This is a genomic window from Allobosea sp. FBZP-16, from assembly GCF_002831785.1.
GTDB classification, from domain to species: Bacteria; Pseudomonadota; Alphaproteobacteria; order Rhizobiales; family Beijerinckiaceae; genus Allobosea; species Allobosea lupini.
The window spans coordinates 274,291-291,869 of sequence record NZ_LNCQ01000023.1 but is presented as its reverse complement, the minus strand read 5'-3'; the positions used below and the strand labels follow the sequence as shown (position 1 = coordinate 291,869).

Below are 17,579 nucleotides of genomic sequence, written 5' to 3'. Positions count from 1 at the left end.
TCATTCAGGCTTTTCGACGCTCGTTGGCACGATTGCCGGCGGCGCATGACTGGTGATCTCGGGCAGCCGCCCGCGATAGGCTTCGATCTCGACGAGGCAGGAATGGGCGCTCGGCCCCTGCCCCAGGCGCGACGTGCCGCGATCGGGCGTCAGCACGTTCGGATTGCCATGCTTGTCGAGCGTGCCCGGCCGACCCGGCTCGAGCGGGTCGAACCAGGCACCGGTCGAGAGCTGAACCACGGCGGGCCGCAGCGCATCCGAGATGCGCAGACCGGCGAGACAGGCGCCACGATCGTTGAAGATCCTGACGATGTCGCCATCCTTCAGGCCGCGATTCGCAGCGTCCCGTGGGTTCATGCGGACCGGCTCTCGCCCGGCGATCTTGCTGTCGCGGGCATGGCTGCCGTGGTCGTACTGGCTGTGCAGCTTGGTCACCGGCTGGTTCGAGATCAGATGCAGCGGGAAACGTTCCGCTGCGGGCGCCCCCAGCCATTCCTGAGAAGGCAGCCAGGCGGCGTGGCCGAGGCAATCCGCGTAGCCGAAGCCGGCGATGCGCTCGGAGAAGAGCTCGATCAGCCCGGATGGCGTCGCGAGCCGGTGAGCCTGCGGGTCGTTGCGGAAATTGGCCAGCAGCGGCTTCACCGTTTCCGGCTCCGGCAGCAGCGTCACGCCCTGGCGCCAGAAGCTGTCGAAATCGGGAATATCGAGATTGGCCGCGGCAATGCGCTGGCGCGCCAGCCCATAGAGCTGGCGCAGCCAGCTCTCCTCGTCGCGCCCCTCGGTGAAAGCCTCCTCGACGCCGAGCCGCGCAGCGAGGCCGGAGAAGATCGCATAGTCGTCGCGCACTTCGCCAGCCGGCTCGATCGCCTTGTGCGATGCCGCGAGCATCAGGTCGCGATTGGCGCAGACGATGTCGTTGCGCTCGAGCTGGGTGGTAACGGGCAGGACGATGTCGGCATGGCGGGCGGTCGCGGTCCACCAGGGCTCATGCACGATGATCGTCTGCGGCCGCTGCCAGGCCTGGACCAGGCGGTTGATGTCCTGATGGTGGTGGAACGGGTTGCCGCCGGCCCAGTAGATCAGCTTGATGTCGGGATAGTTCCGGCGCTCGCCGTTGAAGTCATAGGCGCCGCCGGGATCGAGCAACATGTCGGCGATGCGCGCAACAGGGATAGAGTCGGCGACCGGATTCTCTCCCTGCGGCAGCGACGGCCAGGTGATCTCCTGTGCGGCATTGCCGACGCCGTTGACCGAGCCGTAGCCGAAGCCGAAGCCTCCGCCGGGCAAGCCGATCTGGCCGAGCATGGCAGCAAGGGTGATCGCCATCCAGTAGGGCTGCTCGCCATGGTCGGCCCGCTGCAGCGACCAGGACATCATGATGAAGGTCCGGTTCGCCGCCATCCTGCGGGCGAGTGCACGGATCTCTTCGGCCGGGATCTCGCAGAGCGCCGCAGCCCAGTCCGCCGTCTTGGGCGTACCGTCGGCGGCGCCGGTGAGATAGGCCTCGACATTGTCGAAGCCGGTCGTGCAGCGCCCCAGAAAGTCGCGATCGTGCAGGCCTTCGCTCAACAGCGTGTGGCAGAGGCCGAGCATCAGCGCGACGTCGGATTGCGGCCGCGGCGCCCACCATTGCGCGCCGGCCTCCAGCGCGGTGTCGTCGCGGATCGGGCTGATCGAGACCAGCTCCGCCCCCTTATCGCGACAGGCGAGGATGCCCTCGCGCAAGGCGTGGCGGCTGAGCCCGCCGGAGGAGACCTGTGCGTTCTTCGGCGAGGCACCGCCGAACATCACGATCAGCTCGGCATGGCCGGCCAGCAGCCGCCAGGGCGTATGGCCGCTGGCGAGGCCCCTGCGATCGCCGATCACATGCGGCAGGATCGTGTCGGCGGCGGCGAAGGAGTAGTTCTGGACCGAGCGCGTATAACCGCCGATCGTGTTGAGGAAGCGGTGGAGCTGGCTCTGCGCATGGTGGAAGCGCCCGGCGCTGGCCCAGCCATAGGAGCCGCCATAGATCGCGCCATTGCCATGATGGCTGCGCACCCGGTCGAGTTCGCCTGCGACCAGCGCCAGCGCCTCGTCCCATCCGATCTCGACGAAGGGCTCGCCGCCGCGACCCTGCCCGCCGGCGGCATGACCGCGCTCCAGGAAGGAGCGTCGCACCGCCGGCCGCAGGATGCGGGCCGGGGCGGTGCGCGCCTCCAGCATCGCGGAGGCGATCGGCGAAGGATCGGGATCGGCCTCGAATGGATCGAGCGCGATGGGGCGGCCCCCCTCCATCCTGACACGGTAGGTGCCCCAATGTGTCGCCAGCGTCTGTCGTTCCGGCTGCGGCAGCATCTCGTCCTCCCGCGCTAGAGCCCGGCCACAGCGGGCGGGGCAGCACTCGTCTGCTGAGCTTCGAGCAGGTCGAGCGCCCGCCAGGCGCTGGAGAAATGCTCGACCAGCAGCCGCCCGAGCAGCGCGCCGTCGCGCTTGTCGAGCGCCTCGATGATCGCCTCGTGCTGGTTGCTGACGAAGGTCCAGTCCTTCTGCTGCATGATCGCGAGATAGCGCACGCGGTGCAGACGCAGATTGAGCTGGCCGTGAACCTCGATCAGGGAGGCGTTTCGCGAGGCCGCGATGATGCCGAGGTGAAAGGCCTGGTTGGCACGGAAATAGCTGAGCTTGTCACGCCGTTCGAAGGCCCCGACCATCTCCTGGTGCCAGCGGTGGGCGGCGTCGATATCGCCCTGAACTGCGCGTTCGCAGGCCATCTGCCCGCCAAGGCCCTCCATGGTCGAGTAGACCCGCAGCAGGTCGCGCAGCTCATCCACGCTGGGATTCGCGACCGTCGCCCCGCGGTTCGGGTGCAGGTCGACCAGCCGCTCGACCGCAAGGATCTTGAGGGCGTCGCGCAAGGGCGTGCGCGACACGGCGAGCTCCAGCGACAGCGGCTGCTCGCGGATCCGCTCGCCCGGCTTCAGCTCGTCATGGATGATCAGCTCGCGCAGATGGGCGGCGATCTGCTGGGGCAGCGGCTGGGCCGCGACCCGTCGCACTGAGGCTTCCAGCATCGGCATGCTGAACGGCACCGTCACGTTCCCGCCTCCATTCCTTGCGCCGCTCCCGGCATCCGCGATTCCCTGCAAGATCATACCCGCTCGCCAGGCAACCGGGAGTTGTCCGCCTCAACGAACGATCCGTTCGGTGTGGAGAAATTTTTTCCGAAAATGGCGCGTCAAAGAGAATTGACGACATGGAACTTAGCTGTCTTGATTATTGCATGCAATCGACAAAAACGGGAACCCGTCAAGCTCGACGTTATTCCTCAGGTTTCGGTCGGTGCATGTCCGGCATGGCGGCTGCGCTCGGGGGCAACGAACGATGCGGCGGATAGACGGAATTCCAGGCGTCCTTCTCGGCCTCTGGTCGGTGGCCGCAGTGCTGGTCCATATCTGGTTCGCCGGCACGGGCTATCCCGAGCCCTTGGAGCTCGCTGCGATCCATCTGGCGCTGTTCGTGCCGCCGGTCTTCCTGCTGTTTCCGGCGACCGAGCATTCGCCGAAGAACCGGCCGAGCCTTCTCGACCTCGTGCTGGCGGTCTGCGCCTTCGCGCCGAATGTCTACATCTACCTGAACCAGGAGCAGATCTACGAGCGCACCAGCTTCATCGACCCGCTGACGCCGGTGCAGTACGTGCTCGGCACGGCGATGGTGGCGACCGTGGTCGAGGCGACGCGCCGCTCGATCTCCTACACGCTGGCCGGCCTCGTCGTTGCGGTGATCGGCTATATGGCGATCTGCCATCTCCTGCCGGGCGCGTGGTATTACCGCGAGCTCACCTTCGCCCACATCACCGAGATCAACTTCCTCTCGGTCGGCAGCGGCCTTTATGGCTCGCTGACGGTGATGAGCGCGACGATCGTCGCCTCCTTCCTCATCTTCGGCTCGCTGATGCAGGCAAGCGGCATGAGCCGGCTCTTCGGCAATTTCGGTGCACTCACCGGCGGACGCTTCACCGGCGGGCCGGCCAAGGTCGCGGTGATCTCATCGGCATTGTTCGGCACGATGAGCGGCTCGTCGGTCGCCAATGTCGTGGTCACCGGCTCGATGTCGATCCCGCTGATGAAGCGGCTCGGCTTCCGCCCGGTGTTCGCTGCCGGCATAGAGGCGGCAGCGAGCGTCGGCGGGCCGCTGGTGCCGCCTGTGATGGGCGCGGCGGCCTTCATCATGTCGGAGATGATCGCCGTGCCCTATTCGGCGATCATCGTCGCGGCGGCGATGGGCGCAGCGCTCTATTACGTCAACATCCTCGCCGCCGTTCACTACGAATCGAAGAAGCTCGGCATCGGCGCGATCCCGCGCCACATGCTGCCCAGCCTGTCCGACCTTGGGCGCGACGCCCATCTCGTCCTGCCGCTGGCGCTGCTGGTGACGATGATGATGATGAGGTTCTCGCCCTATCTCGCCGCCTTCTGGGGAACGATCGCGACGGTCGTGGTCGCGGCGCTCCGGAGCCATACCCGCATGGGGCCCCGCGCGCTCTTCATCGCCCTACGTGACGGCGGCTTCCTGATCTCGATGATCGCGGTCGCCGTGACCTCCGCCGGCATCATCACCGCGGCGCTGACCGCGACCGGGCTGCTGCTCGCCTTCACCGGCATGATCAAGGCGGCGGCCGGCGGCTCCCTCCTGCTCCTGGCGCTGCTGATCGCCGGCACCTGCCTGTTCCTGGGCGTCGGCATCCCGACCACGCCGGCCTACATCATCACCGCCGCGATCGGCGCGCCGCTGATCGCCGAGCACGGCGTGCCGCTGATCGCGATCCATCTCTTCATCTTCTACTTCGCCGTCCTCGCCGACGCCTCGCCGCCGGTCGCGCCCGTCGCCGATGCGGCCGCGACCATCGCCGGCGCCCCGCCGATGACGACCGGCTGGTATGCCTGTCGCTTCGCGCTCGGCGGCTTCGTCACCGGCATGGCCTATATCTACGAGCCCGGACTGATCCTGGAGGGTTCGCTGTTCGGCATCGTCTCGACGGCGATCGCGCTCGCGACCGGGCTGGTGCTGATCTCGGCCGGGCTCGTCGGCTACACCTGGGGGCCGCTGCCGGCATGGCTGCGCCTCGCCTATGTCACCGCCGGCAGCCTGTGTTCGCTCGCCTACATCGTGCCTGTCTGGCAGCGCGGGCTCGCCGGCATCGCTTTGGTCGGCGCCACCATCCTGATGAGCCGCATCGCGAGCGCGCGCGGCACTGCGCCCGAACTCAAGCCGGCGCTGGTCAGCCATGCCGAAGGAGAACTGCGTTGAACGAGCGGAAGAAGACTTATTATGGCGTGAGCGTCGGCATCCTGATGGTGCGCTCCTATTTCGAGCGCTTCCTTGGCGATATCGGCCATGCCGGCACCTGGAACTTCCCGGTGCAGTACCGCATCGTCCATGACGCGATTCCGGCGCGGATGACCGACCTGCACAATGTCGACCTGCTCGACAAGTTCAAGGCGGCGGCGCAGGAGTTGATCGACGCCGGCGTCGACGGCATCACCACCACCTGCGGCTTCCTCTCGATCTACCAGCGCGAGCTCGCCGAGTTCTGCTCCGTGCCGGTCGCGACCAGCGCCTTGCTGCAGGTACCCATGGTCGAGCGCCTGATCCCGGCCTCGAAGCGCGTCGGCGTCCTCACCTACAACGCGGCCTCGCTGAGCGGGCGCTATTTCGAGGGCGTCGGCGTCGCCGCCGACACGCCGGTCGTCGGCATGCCCCAGGACAGCGAGTTTGTCCGCTCGATCCGTGACGGCGACAACAGAGTTCCTTTCGACACCTTGCGGGCCGAGGTGCTGGAAGCGGCCGGCCGCCTGTTGCGCGAGAACCCGAATATCGGCGCGATCGTCTCCGAGTGCACCAATCTCACGCCTTACAGCGCCGACATCGTCGATAAATTCGGCGTGCCGGTCTATGACGCTGTGTCGCTGGTGAACTGGTTCCATGCCGGCTTGCGGCCACGCCGCTTCCGGCAGGACGAGCGCTGAGGCGCTGGCATGGCGGCGGGAACCGAGATCGCGATCGTCGGAGGCGGGCTGGTCGGCGCCGCGATCGGGCTCGGGCTCGTGCGCGGTGGGGCTAACGTCGCGCTCTATGACGAGGGCGACGTCGCGCACCGCGCCGCCCGCGGCAATCTCGGCAATGTCTGGGTGCAGGGCAAAGGGCTGACGAGCCCACCCTATGCCGAGCTCACCCGCCGCGCCGCCCTGGCCTGGCGCGGCTTCGCCGCGGCACTGACGGACGAAACCGGGATCGACTTGCGTTTCCGGCAGGACGGCGCCTTCTTCTGCTGCTTTTCGCCCGAGGAGCTCGACAAGCGCGCCGGACAGCTGGAGTCGGCCGAGGCGCGCTCGCAGATCCCGAGCGGCTATGCGCGCGTAGGCCTGTCCGACATGCGGGCCGATTTCCCGATGCTCGGCGACGGCGTCGCTGGCGCGACCTTCTGCAAGCTCGACGGCATGGTCGACCCGCTGCGCCTGCTGCGCGCCCTGCTCGCCGCCTTCCAGAAGCGCGGCGGGCGCTATCTGCCGCGTGCACGGGTCGAAAGCATCGCGCCGGACGCCGGCGGCTTCCGCATCGCCTCTGCCGCCGGCGTGGGCCATGCCGACCGCATCGTGCTCGCCGCCGGGCTCGGCAATTCCAGGCTGGCGCCGCAGCTCGGGCTGGAGGCGCCGGTGCGGCCGGTGCGCGGCCAGATCCTGATCACCGAGAAGCTGCGCCCGTTCATGCCGCGCGGCATCAGCTTCATCCGGCAGACAGCCGATGGCGGGCTGATCTGCGGGGAATCCTCCGAGGAAGCCGGCTTCGAGGAAGCCACCACTCGCAATGTCCTGCAGGACACGGCCCGACGCGCCACCACCGTCTTCCCCTTCCTGCGCGATGTCCGGGCCGTACGCGCCTGGGGGGCGCTCCGGGTGATGAGCCCGGACGGGCAGCCGATCTACCAGCACTCGACTGACTACCCGCAAGCCTTCCTGACCTCGGTCCATAGCGGGGTGACGCTCGCCCCCTTCCATGCCGGCCCCCTCGCCGACGCCATCGCCGCCGGCGCTCTACCCGACGATATCGCCATGCCCTTTTCCCCGGCCCGCTTCCATGTTCAAGCAACTCGCGCAGCCTGACCGCCCCCTGGTCGGCATCGTCCTGTCCGGTCGCGTGGTCAGCGCGCCCGAAGGCGAGATGCTCGCCGCCGTGCTGCTGCGCGAGGGCTTCGGGCCGTTCCGCATCACGCCGGCCGGCGGGCGCGAGCGCGCCGCCTATTGCATGATGGGCGTCTGCTTCGACTGCCTCGTCACCATCGACGGCCGTCCGAACCGCCAGGCCTGCCAGGAGCGCGTGCGCGCCGGCATATGCGTCGAGCCGCAGCTGGGCGCTGCCCTCCTCCCTGCGATCGGGAGCAAGGCATGAGCGGAATCGTGGACCTCGCCATCATCGGCGCGGGGCCCGCCGGCATGGCCGCCGCCATCACCGCGCGACGGCATGGGCTCAGCGTCGCGGTGATCGACGAACAGCTAGCTCCAGGCGGGCAGATCTTCCGGGCCGTCACCGAGCCGGCGCCGCTACCCGCTGCGGTGCTTGGCCGCGACTACCACGCCGGGCGAACACTGGCGGAGCGCTTCCTCGCCTGCGGCGCCGACTACCGGCCGGGCTCGCTGGTCTGGCAGGAGGAGACGGGCACGCTCGACCTCACCGGGCAGGACGGCCCGCGAAGCCTCCAGGCGCAGCGGATCCTCGTCGCTGGCGGGGCGATGGAGCGCCCCTTCCCGGTCCCCGGCTGGACGCTGCCCGGGGTGATGACGGCAGGCGCCGCCCAGATCCTGCTCAAGACCGCGGCCAGCGCCGCGCCCGGCGCCGTCTTCGCCGGGAGCGGGCCTCTGATCTATCTCGTCGTGGCGCAATATGCCCGCGCCGGCGTGCCAGTCGCCGCTTTGCTCGACACGACACCACGCGGAGCGCGCCTGAAGGCGCTGCGCCATCTGCCGGGCGCGCTGACGGCGCCATCCTATCTGCGCAAGGGCCTCGGTCTGCTGGCGGAGATCAGGCGGGCCGGCATCAAGGTCGTCAGGCATGTCGAGGCTCTGCGGATCGAGGGCGAGAGCGCCGTCCGCGGCATCAGCTGGCAGGCCGGCGGCGAACGCGGCGAGATCGCGACCGCGACGGTCTTCCTGCACCAGGGCGTCATCCCCAATGTCAATCTCGCCATGGCGCTCGGCTGCCGCCATGTCTTCGACGAGAGCCAGCGCTGCTGGCGGCCGGAGCGCGATCGCTGGGGCCGCTCCAGCCGCGACGACATCCTGATCGCCGGCGATGCCGGCGGCATCCTCGGCGCGGCTTGCGCGGAGCTGACCGGCGAGATCGCGGCGCTCGCGATTTGCGCCGATCTCGGCCGCCTGTCGCAGGAAGCCGCGGAGCGCGCCGCCGCTCCAGCCTTCGCCGGGCTGCGCCGCGAAAGCGCGATCCGCCCCTTCCTCGAAGCGCTCTACCGACCGGCACCGCAATTCCTCGCGCCCGGCGACGACGACACGCTTCTCTGCCGCTGCGAGGAGGTGACGCGCGGGGCGATTGCCGCCGCCGTCGCCGAGCAGTGCCAGGGGCCAAACCAGCTCAAAGCCTTCACGCGCGCTGGCATGGGGCCCTGCCAGGGACGCATGTGCGGCCACAGCGTCACCGAAACGATGGCATCCCTGACCGGCCGCTCGCCGGCGGAGATCGGCTACCTGCGCATCCGCATGCCGGTGAAACCGGTGACGCTCGGCGACATCGCCGGGCCGATCGAGCAAGGGAGTAACGCAGCATGAGCAGCAGGCCGAAGCCGGTCTCCTATGAGGAGGCCTCGCCCGAAGCGAAAGCGGTGATCGACGACATCAAGCGCAGCCGCAACGTGCCCGATGTCAACGACTTCTGGAAATACCTCGCCCGCGATCCCAAGACGCTGAAGCGGACCTGGGAGAGCATCAAGGAGGTGATGGCGCCGGGCGCGCTCGATCCGCTGACGAAGGAACTCATTTATCTCGCGGTCAGCGTCACCAACAACTGCACCTATTGCATCGCCAGCCACACGGCTGCCGCCCGCAAGGCCGGGATGAGCGAGGCGATGTTCGCCGAGCTCGTCGCGGTGATCGGCATGGCCAACGAGACCAACCGGCTGGTTACCGCCTATCGCGTGCCGGTCGATCCGGCCTTCGACTGAGCCGAGCCATGGCAAACGACATCCAGGCCCGCCTCGCCGCGATCGGCACGCCGACCCTGTCGAGCCAGTTGATCAAGCACGGCCTGCGCCAGAGCTATATGACAGGTCCACGCCGGCTGGTCGGCGAGAGCGCGGTCTGCGGCTCGGCCTTTACCTTGCGCTTCGTGCCGGCGCGCGACGACAAGGCCGTGCCGGCGAGCTATGGCTGGCCCGGCGCCCTGCCGGCCGCGATCGACGCGGCGCCACCCGGCAGCATCGTCGTCATCGACGCACGCGGCCATCCTGCTGCCGGCACGGTCGGCGACATCTTCGCCGATCGCCTCCGGCTCAAGGGCGTCAAGGCGATCATCAGCGACGGCGTCGTGCGCGACCTGCCCGGCCTGCGCCAGGCCGGCCTGCCGATCTGGGCCAGCGGCACCGCCTCGCCACCCTCGATCGGCGGGCTCAGCTTCGCCGGCTGGGGCGAGCCGATCGGCTGCGGCGACGCCGCCATCTGGCCGGGAGACCTGATCGTCGCCGACGAGGACGGCGTCCTCGTCGTCCCGCCCGAGCTCGCCGAAGCGGTCGCCATCGGCGGCGAGAAGCAGAACCGGTTCGAGCTCTGGGTGCAGAAGCGCGTCGCCGCCGGCGCGCAGCTCGTCGGACTCTACCCCGCCAACGAGACCACGCTCGCCGAGTTCGACGCAGACGACGCCGCCCGAACCGCCTGAACCGCAACCCTCACCATGATCGGAACCTGAAGGATGTCACGCTTCCTCCCACGTCTCTCGCTGCTTGCGCTCATCGGCGCTGCCCTTGCCGCGCCCCTGCCCGCCGCGGCCCAGAGCAAGAACCTGGAATGGACCTCCGGCTCGCCGGGCGGCGCCTGGTTCACCCAGACCACCGGCGTCTCGACCCTGGTGATGGAGGCGACGCCGGGGGTGAACATCCGCATCGTGCCGGGTGGCGGCAAGGATAACCCCAGCCGCATCCAGGCCGGGCTCAGCCAGATCGGCATGGGCATCGACTTCCTCAGCGCCGCGGCGCTGAGGGGCGAGGAGCCCTACAAGCAGAAGCACGACAAGCTGCGCACGCTCGGCTCGACCGGCGTCGACGTCTATTTCATGGTCTACGTGCCGGTGGAGGAGAAGCGCTCCCTCGCCGAAATCCTCGCCGACCCCAAGCTCACCATCGGCGTGACCTCGGCCGCGACCTCCGAGCACCTGACATTGCAGCGGGCGCTCGAGCACTACGGCAATTCCTTCGCCAAGATCCGCGCGGGCGGCGGCAAGGTCGTGATCTCGGCCTATGGCGAATTGATCCAGGGCTTCAACGATAACCAGTTCAGCGTTCTGTGGACGGCGGGCGAAATCCCCTCGGGCCTGGCGAGCCAGATCGTCGATGGCCGGCGCAAGGTGAAGTTCGCCGCCTTCCCGGCGGACCTGCAGAACGTCCTGACCGAGAAGTTCGGCTACTCCAAGGGCACCATCCCGGCCGGCACTTTCCCCGAGCTGCAGAGCGCGGATGTCCCCGTCTCCTCGATGGGCAACATCTACCTGGTTTCCTCGGAACTCCCCGACGATTTCGTCTACGCGATGACCAAGGCGATCATCGCCAACAAGCCGCGACTGGCGAACATCTACCAGGCGATGGGCCGCTACGACCCCGCCACCGCCTGGAAGACGCAGCCGGTGCCGCTGCATCCGGGCGCCGAGAAGGCCTTCCGCGAGGCCGGCTTCCTGAAATAGGGGCTTGCCGCTCGCAGCGTCAGGCCGCCAAAATCGGGCTCGCGCATCCCTGCGCGGGCCCGATCAAATTATCGCCCCATGCGCCTGCTCGACTCGGCCGGTCGGAAGGAGGGACAACCATGCGCATAGCACTCGCGGCAATCGCCATCGTTCTCGCCGGCTGCAGCGGAGGCGACAGCTCGCGCGGCGTAGCCAGGAATCTGACCATCGGCACCGAGCAATGCTCGAAATTCAAATGGGGCACCGCGGAAATGGCCGCCTGCCTCGACCGCGCGGCAGAGCAACAATCGGCGACCGTCGCCGGCCCAAAGGATGCCGGCAGCAGCTGATTTCGCGGTGTTCATTTTGTTCCATGCGCTGGCGGTTGTCCCGCACCCGCTAAGATTGCTTGTGCGATGCAGCAATAGTTCATATCTAACCCGTGCCGAAGCAACCTCCCCACGTTTCGAAAGGAGCGATCAATGCTGGAACGGCACGATTGTGAGTGTGTGCTCGAGACCGAGCACGACCACGAGGAGAACCACGAAGCGCAGCAGCAGGACGTCAGCGAAACGTTCTCTCCGCGCGACCACCAGGCAGGCTTCTGGAGCTAGCCAGACAGGGCAAGGCGGAGGGCGCGGTGCCCTCCGCCGGCCAGGTTCGCCCTACCAAACTTCCATTGGACGACGCCGCCTGACGCGAATCCGCGTTATTCGTCCCCTGCTCCCCGTCGATCGCCTGCGGGCCATACGAAACATTGTGCCGCGCGCTTGGGCGCAATTGGCGAAGTTCGCGTGTCGGCCAGGACATTTCACGAGCACCCGAGCCAGCATTCCTGGCCAGCGGCGACGCCGCGCAGCTCCGGAATCCGGCGTAGCGCGCCGGAGCCGTGCGATGGTGTCCAGCGCTCGGCTTCGCTGCAGCCGGATTCACGAGAGGCGAGTTGAAAATCCCCCCGTGGAGCGGGCGGCAGCATTGCATCCCTCCCGCATCGCGCCTTCCCTTGCTCGGTCGCAAGCACAGGTCCGGCTGCCCTGGCCGCAGCGAGGCCGACGGCGCACCGTCGATCGGATAGCCGGCAACAAATCTGTTCCCGATCGCTGCCAACACCCCGCAGAACAGTTGCACGAGCTGGCCGAACTGGGCTTCTCTTGGTCCTTCGACGATTGCGCTTCCGCCGCTCCAGCCTTCAGGGATGCCGATGCCCGCTGCGTTTTCCTTCGAGGCCCTGAAGGCTGCGGTCGCAGCCGGGGAGATCGACACCGTGATCGTCGCCATGGTCGACATGGCCGGGCAGTTGATCGGCAAGCGCTTCCACGCCGAGCACTTCGTCGCGACCGCCCATGACGAGACCCATGCCTGCAACTATCTGCTGGCGAACGACATCGACATGGAGCCGGTCCCCGGCTACGCCGCCGCCAACTGGTCGAAAGGCTATGGCGACTTCGTCCTCAGGCCCGACATGGCGACGCTGCGGCGCATCGCCTGGCTGCCGGGCACGGCGCTGGTCATCGCCGACGTGCTCGACCATCACAGCCATGAGGACGTGCCGCATGCGCCGCGCGGGATGCTGAAGAAGCAGCTCGCTCGCCTGGATGCCATGGGCATCAAGGCCTATTTCGCCACCGAGCTCGAATTCTACCTGTTCGACGAGAGCTATGAGGCGATCCACGCCAAAGGCTATCGCGATCCGAAGACCGCCGGCTACTACATCGAGGACTACCACATCTTCCAGACCACCAAGGAAGAGCCGGTGATGCGGGCGATCCGCAACGGGCTGCACGACAGCGGCATACCGGTCGAGAACTCTAAGGGCGAATGGGGCCCGGGCCAGGCCGAGATCAATGTCCGCTATGCCGACGCCCTCGACATGGCCGACCGCCACGTGCTGATCAAGAACGGCATCAAGGAGATCGCCCACGCCCAAGGCAAGGCCGTCACCTTCATGTCGAAATGGCGCTACGACCTCGCCGGCTCCTCGAGCCATGTCCACGCCTCGCTCTGGGATGCGAAGGGAGTGAAGCCACTCTTCGCCGACCCCAATAACGAGCACGGCATGTCGGAACTGATGCGCCAATACGTGGCCGGCCAGCTCGCCCATGCCCGCGAGATCACCTATTTCCTCGCGCCCTACATCAACTCCTACAAGCGCTTCCAGCAGGTCGGCACCTTCGCGCCGACGCGCGCCGTCTGGAGCGACGACAACCGCACCGCCGGCTTCCGGCTTTGCGGGTCCGGCACCAAGGGAATCCGCATCGAGTGCCGGATCGGAGGTTCCGACCTCAACCCCTATCTCGCCTTTGCGGCGCTGATCGCCGCCGGCCTCTCCGGCATCGAGCAGAAGCTCGAGCTGGAGCCGGCCTTCGTCGGCGACGCCTATGGCGGGGCGGAATTGCGCCAGATCCCCAATACGCTGCGCGAGGCGACGCAGACGCTCGATGGCTCGGCAATGCTGCGGGCCGCACTCGGCAATGACGTGGTCGACCATTACGTCCACACCGCCCGCTGGGAGCAGCTCGAATACGACCGCCGCATCACCGACTGGGAACTGAAGCGCGGCTTCGAACGCTACTGAGACGGATAGCCAGGCAATGACCGATGTAGTGCGCTGCGTGTCGCCCGTGGACGGGCGCATCTATGCCGAGAGGGAGGTCGCCAGCGATGCCGCAATCACTGCGGCGCTGAGCGCGGCCAGAGACGCCCAGCGCGACTGGCGCCGGCTCGATATCGCCCGCCGTGCCCGATTCTCCTCCGCCTTCGTCGATGCGATGCTGGCGATGAAGGATGAGATCGTTCCCGAGCTCGCCTGGCAGATGGGCCGGCCGATCCGTTACGGCGCCGGCGAATTGCGCGGCTTCGAGGAGCGCGCCCGCCATATGATCGAGATCGCCGAGAGCGCACTGGCGCCGCTGCGGCCCGAGCCCAAGGTCAAGTTCGAACGCTGGATCGCGCGTGAGCCGCTCGGCGTGGTCATGGTCGTCGCGCCCTGGAACTACCCCTATCTCACCGGGGTCAACACGGTCGTGCCTGCTCTGATGGCGGGCAATGCCGTCATCCTCAAGCACGCGGCCCAGACGCTATTGGTCGGCGAGCGCTTCCAGAAGGCCGCGGAGGTCGCGGGGCTCCCGGCGGGGCTGTTCCAGAACCTTGCGCTCAACCATGCCCAGACCGCCCGGATAATCGCCGGCCGAAAGGTCGATCAGGTCAACTTCACCGGCTCGGTCGCGGGCGGCAAGGCGATGGAGGCGGCGGCGAGCGGCACGTTCATCGGCCTCGGGCTCGAGCTCGGCGGCAAGGACCCGGCCTATGTCAGGGCCGATGCCGACCTTGCCCTGGCGGTCGAGAATCTCGTCGACGGCGCCTTCTTCAATTCCGGCCAATCCTGCTGCGGTATCGAGCGCATCTATGTCCATCGCGACCTCTATCCGAAGTTCGTCGACGGCTTCGTCGCGCTGACGAAGACCTATCTCCTCGGCGATCCGCTCGACGAAGCGACGACGCTCGGCCCGATGGTGAAGGCCGAAGCGGCAGAGTTCGCTCGTGGGCAGGTCACCGAAGCCGTGCGTGCCGGGGCGAAAGCACTCGTCGATCCCGGCCTGTTCCCGCGCGACCGCATCGGCACGCCCTATATGGCACCGCAGGTCGTGGTCGACGTGAACCACCAGATGGGCCTGATGCGCGAAGAGAGCTTCGCGCCGACCGTCGGCATTATGCCGGTCGCGGACGATGACGAGGCGGTCGCGCTGATGAACGACAGCCCCTATGGGCTCACCGCCTCGCTCTGGACGCAGGATCAAGAGGCCGCCGCGCGCCTCGGTGCGGAACTCGAGACCGGCACGGTCTTCATGAACCGCTGCGACTATCTCGACCCGGCTCTGGCCTGGACCGGCGTCAAGGACACCGGCCGTGGGGCGACGCTCTCCCCTATCGGCTACGAGACCCTGACCCGGCCGAAATCCTTCCATCTCCGCACTGCGTTCTGAAAGAGGCGACCCGTGACGCTGAAGGCCAACTGGAATTACCCGACCGCCGTCCGCTTCGGGCCGGGACGGATCAGCGAACTGACGCAGGCCTGCCGCGCCGCCGGCATCGAACGCCCGCTGCTGGTCACCGATTCCGGCCTGTCCGGCCTGCCGATGATCAAGGATGCTATCGCTAGCCTCGGCGCCGACGGGCTCAAGGTCACGCTGTTCGACCGCGTCCAGGCCAATCCGGTGGCAGCCAACGTCGAGGACGGCCTGAAGGTCCTCCGGGACAGCGGCAGCGACGGCGTCATCGCCTTCGGCGGCGGCTCGGCGCTCGATTGCGGCAAGGTCGTCGCCTTCATGGCCGGGCAGAGCCGGCCGATGTGGGACTTCGAAGATATCGGCGACTGGTGGACGCGCGCCGACCCGGCCGGCATCGCCCCGATCATCGCCGTCCCGACGACGGCGGGCACCGGCTCGGAGGTCGGCCGCGCCGGCGTGATCACCGACGAGACGACGCAGACCAAGAAGGTGATCTTCCACCCGAAGATGATGCCGCAGATCGTGATCTGCGATCCCGAGCTGACGGTCGGCCTGCCGGCGAAGGTCACGGTCGGCGCCGGCATGGACGCTCTAGCCCATTGCCTCGAAGCCTATTGCGCGCCGGGCTTCCACCCGTTGGCCGACGGGATCGCGGTCGAGGGCATCCGGCTCTGCAAGGTCTTCCTGCCGCGCGCGGTCGCCGATGGCACGGATATCGAGGCACGAGCGCAGATGATGGCCGCAGCGGCCATGGGCGCGACCGCCTTCCAGAAGGGGCTCGGCGCCATCCACGCGCTGTCGCACCCGATCGGTTCGGTCCACCACACCCATCACGGCATGACCAACGCCGTATTCATGCCCTATGTCCTCAACTTCAACCGCGCGGCGATCGAGGAGAAGATCGCGCGGCTCGCCGCCTATATCGGGCTGGAGCCGAGCTTCGAGGCTTTCTACGATTGGATCGTGACCTTGCGCCGCGAGCTCGGCGTTCCCGAGACGCTCACATCCTTCGGCGTCACCGGGCTCGATTATGGCAGGCTCGCGAAGATGGCGATCGTCGACCCGACCGCCGGCGGCAACCCCCTGCCGTTGACCGAGGCCGCTGCCGAAGCCTTGTTCAGAGAGGCGACCGGCTGATTCCGGGCAGGAGCGCGCGCATGGGCTCGCCCCTCAGCGGATGTCCTTTGGCGTAAGCCTCGGCCAGTTCCCGTCGGCCCGGGCGATATAGGTCTTGGTCCGGCGCGCCCAGGTCTCGCGTACGCCGAGATCGTAGTTGAGATAGAGCCTGCCATCGACGATCGACCAGGCCTCGGGCTCGATCTTGACGAGATAGCCGCGCGAGGTGCCATAGGCGCAAAAGCCGCCATAAGCCGGCAGATAGCGCTGCGGATCGGCTTCGAACAGTGCCTTGTGCTCGGCACTGGCGAAGCGCCAGATGGCGCCGCCATGCCGAACCAAGAACTCCGGCTTGCCGAGCCGCGGGCCGCCATCACGAAAATAGGCGACGGGATCGTAGCCGCGGATCGCGACGCCCTCCGGGGAACCCAGCGTGTTGACCAGGCGGGGTGTATCCGGTTGCGCCTCGGCCTTGGCGCTGCCGGCGGCGGCGAGCGCCGCAGCCGCAAGATGGATGAATGTGCGTCTGTCGAGCATGGTACCGTCTCCTGCTCAGGACCGGCGCGCTTCAAGCGCCTCGAAGACATAGGCCGCGAGCCAGCCGTAGATCGCATGCCCGACGAGACTCATGGCAGACAGGCGCGGCACGTCGTTCAGGAGGAAGTGCTGCCCGGCGAGCGGGGCGAAGAAGGCGAGCGCGATGAAATAGGTGACCACGCCCCAGATCCAGCCATCGACCGGCATGCCGAAGCTCTTCACCCAGCGGGTCAGCAGCCAGTAGCCGAGCGGGTAGAACAGGAAGCCGGTGACGAAATGCAGCAGCTTGGCGGTCGGCGTCGACAGGGTCAGGCCGAACTGATGCGCGAACAGCGACTTCACCAGCTCCGGCGGCTCCAGCGGATATTCGGCGAACCAGGCGGTCGGCACGGCCGAGAACAGCTCCCAGAAACCGAGGCCAGCGAAGCCACCGATGGTGAGGTTGAACACGGTGCGGGTGGAAGGCAGCGCGAAGGCCTGGGTCATGGTCGCGGTGGTCATGGCGGATCCTTTCCGTGGGATCAGTGGGCGATGGCGAGCGGGGTGGATGCGACGGCGAGCGCGGCGACGAGGCCGCTCGCCGTCTTTCCGAGCCGCCCGAGCTTTTCGAGCCGGCGGCTGGCGAAGCGGTTGTTGCCCTTGCGCCGCGCCAGGCGCTCGACTAGGACGATCGCGGCGCGATCGTGCTCGCCGGACCGGATCAGGCTCTCGGCATAGGCCTGCTCGAACAGGTCGCGCTGGGCGTGGCTGCCGCCGACGGCGAGCAAGCCGTCACGGGCGGCGCCGAGCAGGCGAGCCGCCTCGCGGTAGTCGCGCTCGTGGAAGGCGATCAGCCCGAAGGCGGCGAGCGCGCCGTTGCGGGCCGCGTCCCGCCGCTCATCGCTGGGATGGGCCTGCGCATCCGCGATCAGGCCACGGGCGATGGCTTCGGCGCCATCGGCATGGCCGGCGCCGAGCAACGACAGGGCGTAATGCAGGTCGGCGAAGACGAGGCAGCCATCG

General features: G+C 67.8%; 17 protein-coding genes and 1 pseudogene. 13 read left to right on the top strand and 5 right to left on the bottom strand.

What is annotated here, in order from left to right:
* Together CXY91_RS11190 and CXY91_RS11185 are read right to left on the bottom strand one after the other, a co-directional pair.
* Entirely contained in the window at nt 1-2,337 is a 2,337-nt protein-coding gene (locus CXY91_RS11190) for a molybdopterin-dependent oxidoreductase (protein ID WP_100961312.1), read from the bottom strand.
* A gap of 14 nt (nt 2,338-2,351) precedes the next feature.
* Nucleotides 2,352-3,077 (bottom strand): GntR family transcriptional regulator, encoded by a 726-nt coding sequence (locus CXY91_RS11185; protein WP_158673372.1) that lies wholly within the window; start codon nt 3,075-3,077, stop codon nt 2,352-2,354.
* Nucleotides 3,078-3,363: 286 nt separating this feature from the next.
* Between CXY91_RS11185 and CXY91_RS11180 the strand changes: the two genes are divergently transcribed.
* The 13 genes from CXY91_RS11180 (at nt 3,364) to CXY91_RS11125 (ending at nt 16,061) form a co-directional block, all read left to right on the top strand.
* Nucleotides 3,364-5,289 (top strand): TRAP transporter permease, encoded by a 1,926-nt coding sequence (locus tag CXY91_RS11180; protein WP_100961308.1) that lies wholly within the window; start codon nt 3,364-3,366, stop codon nt 5,287-5,289.
* A complete protein-coding gene (locus CXY91_RS11175; RefSeq protein WP_100961306.1) occupies nt 5,286-6,008 on the top strand; it encodes an aspartate/glutamate racemase family protein in 723 nt (240 codons plus the stop codon). The genes CXY91_RS11180 and CXY91_RS11175 overlap by 4 nt, the downstream gene beginning before the upstream one ends.
* Before the next feature lie 9 nt (nt 6,009-6,017).
* On the top strand, nt 6,018-7,142 hold the full coding sequence (locus tag CXY91_RS11170; RefSeq protein ID WP_100961304.1) for an NAD(P)/FAD-dependent oxidoreductase: 1,125 nt from the start codon (nt 6,018-6,020) through the stop codon (nt 7,140-7,142).
* Nucleotides 7,117-7,428: a (2Fe-2S)-binding protein gene (locus CXY91_RS11165; protein WP_100961302.1), complete on the top strand. Its 312-nt coding sequence runs from the start codon at nt 7,117-7,119 to the stop codon at nt 7,426-7,428. Before CXY91_RS11170 ends, CXY91_RS11165 begins: the two co-directional genes overlap by 26 nt.
* Nucleotides 7,425-8,819: an FAD/NAD(P)-dependent oxidoreductase gene (locus CXY91_RS11160; protein ID WP_100961300.1), complete on the top strand. Its 1,395-nt coding sequence runs from the start codon at nt 7,425-7,427 to the stop codon at nt 8,817-8,819. Before CXY91_RS11165 ends, CXY91_RS11160 begins: the two co-directional genes overlap by 4 nt.
* Entirely contained in the window at nt 8,816-9,211 is a 396-nt protein-coding gene (locus CXY91_RS11155; protein ID WP_091832248.1) for a carboxymuconolactone decarboxylase family protein, read from the top strand. Before CXY91_RS11160 ends, CXY91_RS11155 begins: the two co-directional genes overlap by 4 nt.
* A gap of 8 nt (nt 9,212-9,219) precedes the next feature.
* Nucleotides 9,220-9,921 carry an RraA family protein gene (locus CXY91_RS11150; protein WP_100961298.1) on the top strand — a complete coding sequence of 234 codons (702 nt, stop codon included), beginning with the start codon at nt 9,220-9,222 and terminating at the stop codon, nt 9,919-9,921.
* A 33-nt stretch (nt 9,922-9,954) separates the two neighbouring features.
* Nucleotides 9,955-10,938, top strand: coding sequence for a TAXI family TRAP transporter solute-binding subunit (locus tag CXY91_RS11145; RefSeq protein ID WP_100961296.1), 984 nt, complete (start codon nt 9,955-9,957; stop codon nt 10,936-10,938).
* 119 nt (nt 10,939-11,057) lie between these two features.
* Nucleotides 11,058-11,267 (top strand): hypothetical protein, encoded by a 210-nt coding sequence (locus CXY91_RS11140; RefSeq protein ID WP_091832257.1) that lies wholly within the window; start codon nt 11,058-11,060, stop codon nt 11,265-11,267.
* 132 nt (nt 11,268-11,399) lie between these two features.
* Entirely contained in the window at nt 11,400-11,531 is a 132-nt protein-coding gene (locus CXY91_RS31115; protein WP_280141472.1) for a hypothetical protein, read from the top strand.
* Between the two features lie 587 nt (nt 11,532-12,118).
* Nucleotides 12,119-13,492, top strand: a complete 1,374-nt coding sequence (locus CXY91_RS11135; protein ID WP_100961901.1) for a glutamine synthetase family protein — start codon at nt 12,119-12,121, stop codon at nt 13,490-13,492.
* Nucleotides 13,493-13,508: 16 nt separating this feature from the next.
* The gene (locus CXY91_RS11130) at nt 13,509-14,900 is read left to right on the top strand and encodes an aldehyde dehydrogenase family protein (RefSeq protein WP_100961294.1); all 1,392 of its coding nucleotides are present in this window, start codon (nt 13,509-13,511) and stop codon (nt 14,898-14,900) included.
* Nucleotides 14,901-14,912: 12 nt separating this feature from the next.
* Nucleotides 14,913-16,061, top strand: coding sequence for an iron-containing alcohol dehydrogenase (locus tag CXY91_RS11125; RefSeq protein ID WP_100961292.1), 1,149 nt, complete (start codon nt 14,913-14,915; stop codon nt 16,059-16,061).
* Nucleotides 16,062-16,094: 33 nt separating this feature from the next.
* Here the strand turns inward: CXY91_RS11125 and CXY91_RS11120 are convergent, their stop codons facing one another.
* The 3 genes and pseudogenes from CXY91_RS11120 to CXY91_RS11110 form a co-directional block, all read right to left on the bottom strand.
* The gene (locus CXY91_RS11120) at nt 16,095-16,577 is read right to left on the bottom strand and encodes a YHS domain-containing (seleno)protein (RefSeq protein ID WP_100961290.1); all 483 of its coding nucleotides are present in this window, start codon (nt 16,575-16,577) and stop codon (nt 16,095-16,097) included.
* A gap of 15 nt (nt 16,578-16,592) precedes the next feature.
* Nucleotides 16,593-17,078: a hypothetical protein gene (locus CXY91_RS11115; protein ID WP_100961288.1), complete on the bottom strand. Its 486-nt coding sequence runs from the start codon at nt 17,076-17,078 to the stop codon at nt 16,593-16,595.
* A 20-nt stretch (nt 17,079-17,098) separates the two neighbouring features.
* Nucleotides 17,099-17,579: pseudogene (locus tag CXY91_RS11110) on the bottom strand (hypothetical protein); the annotation flags it as partial.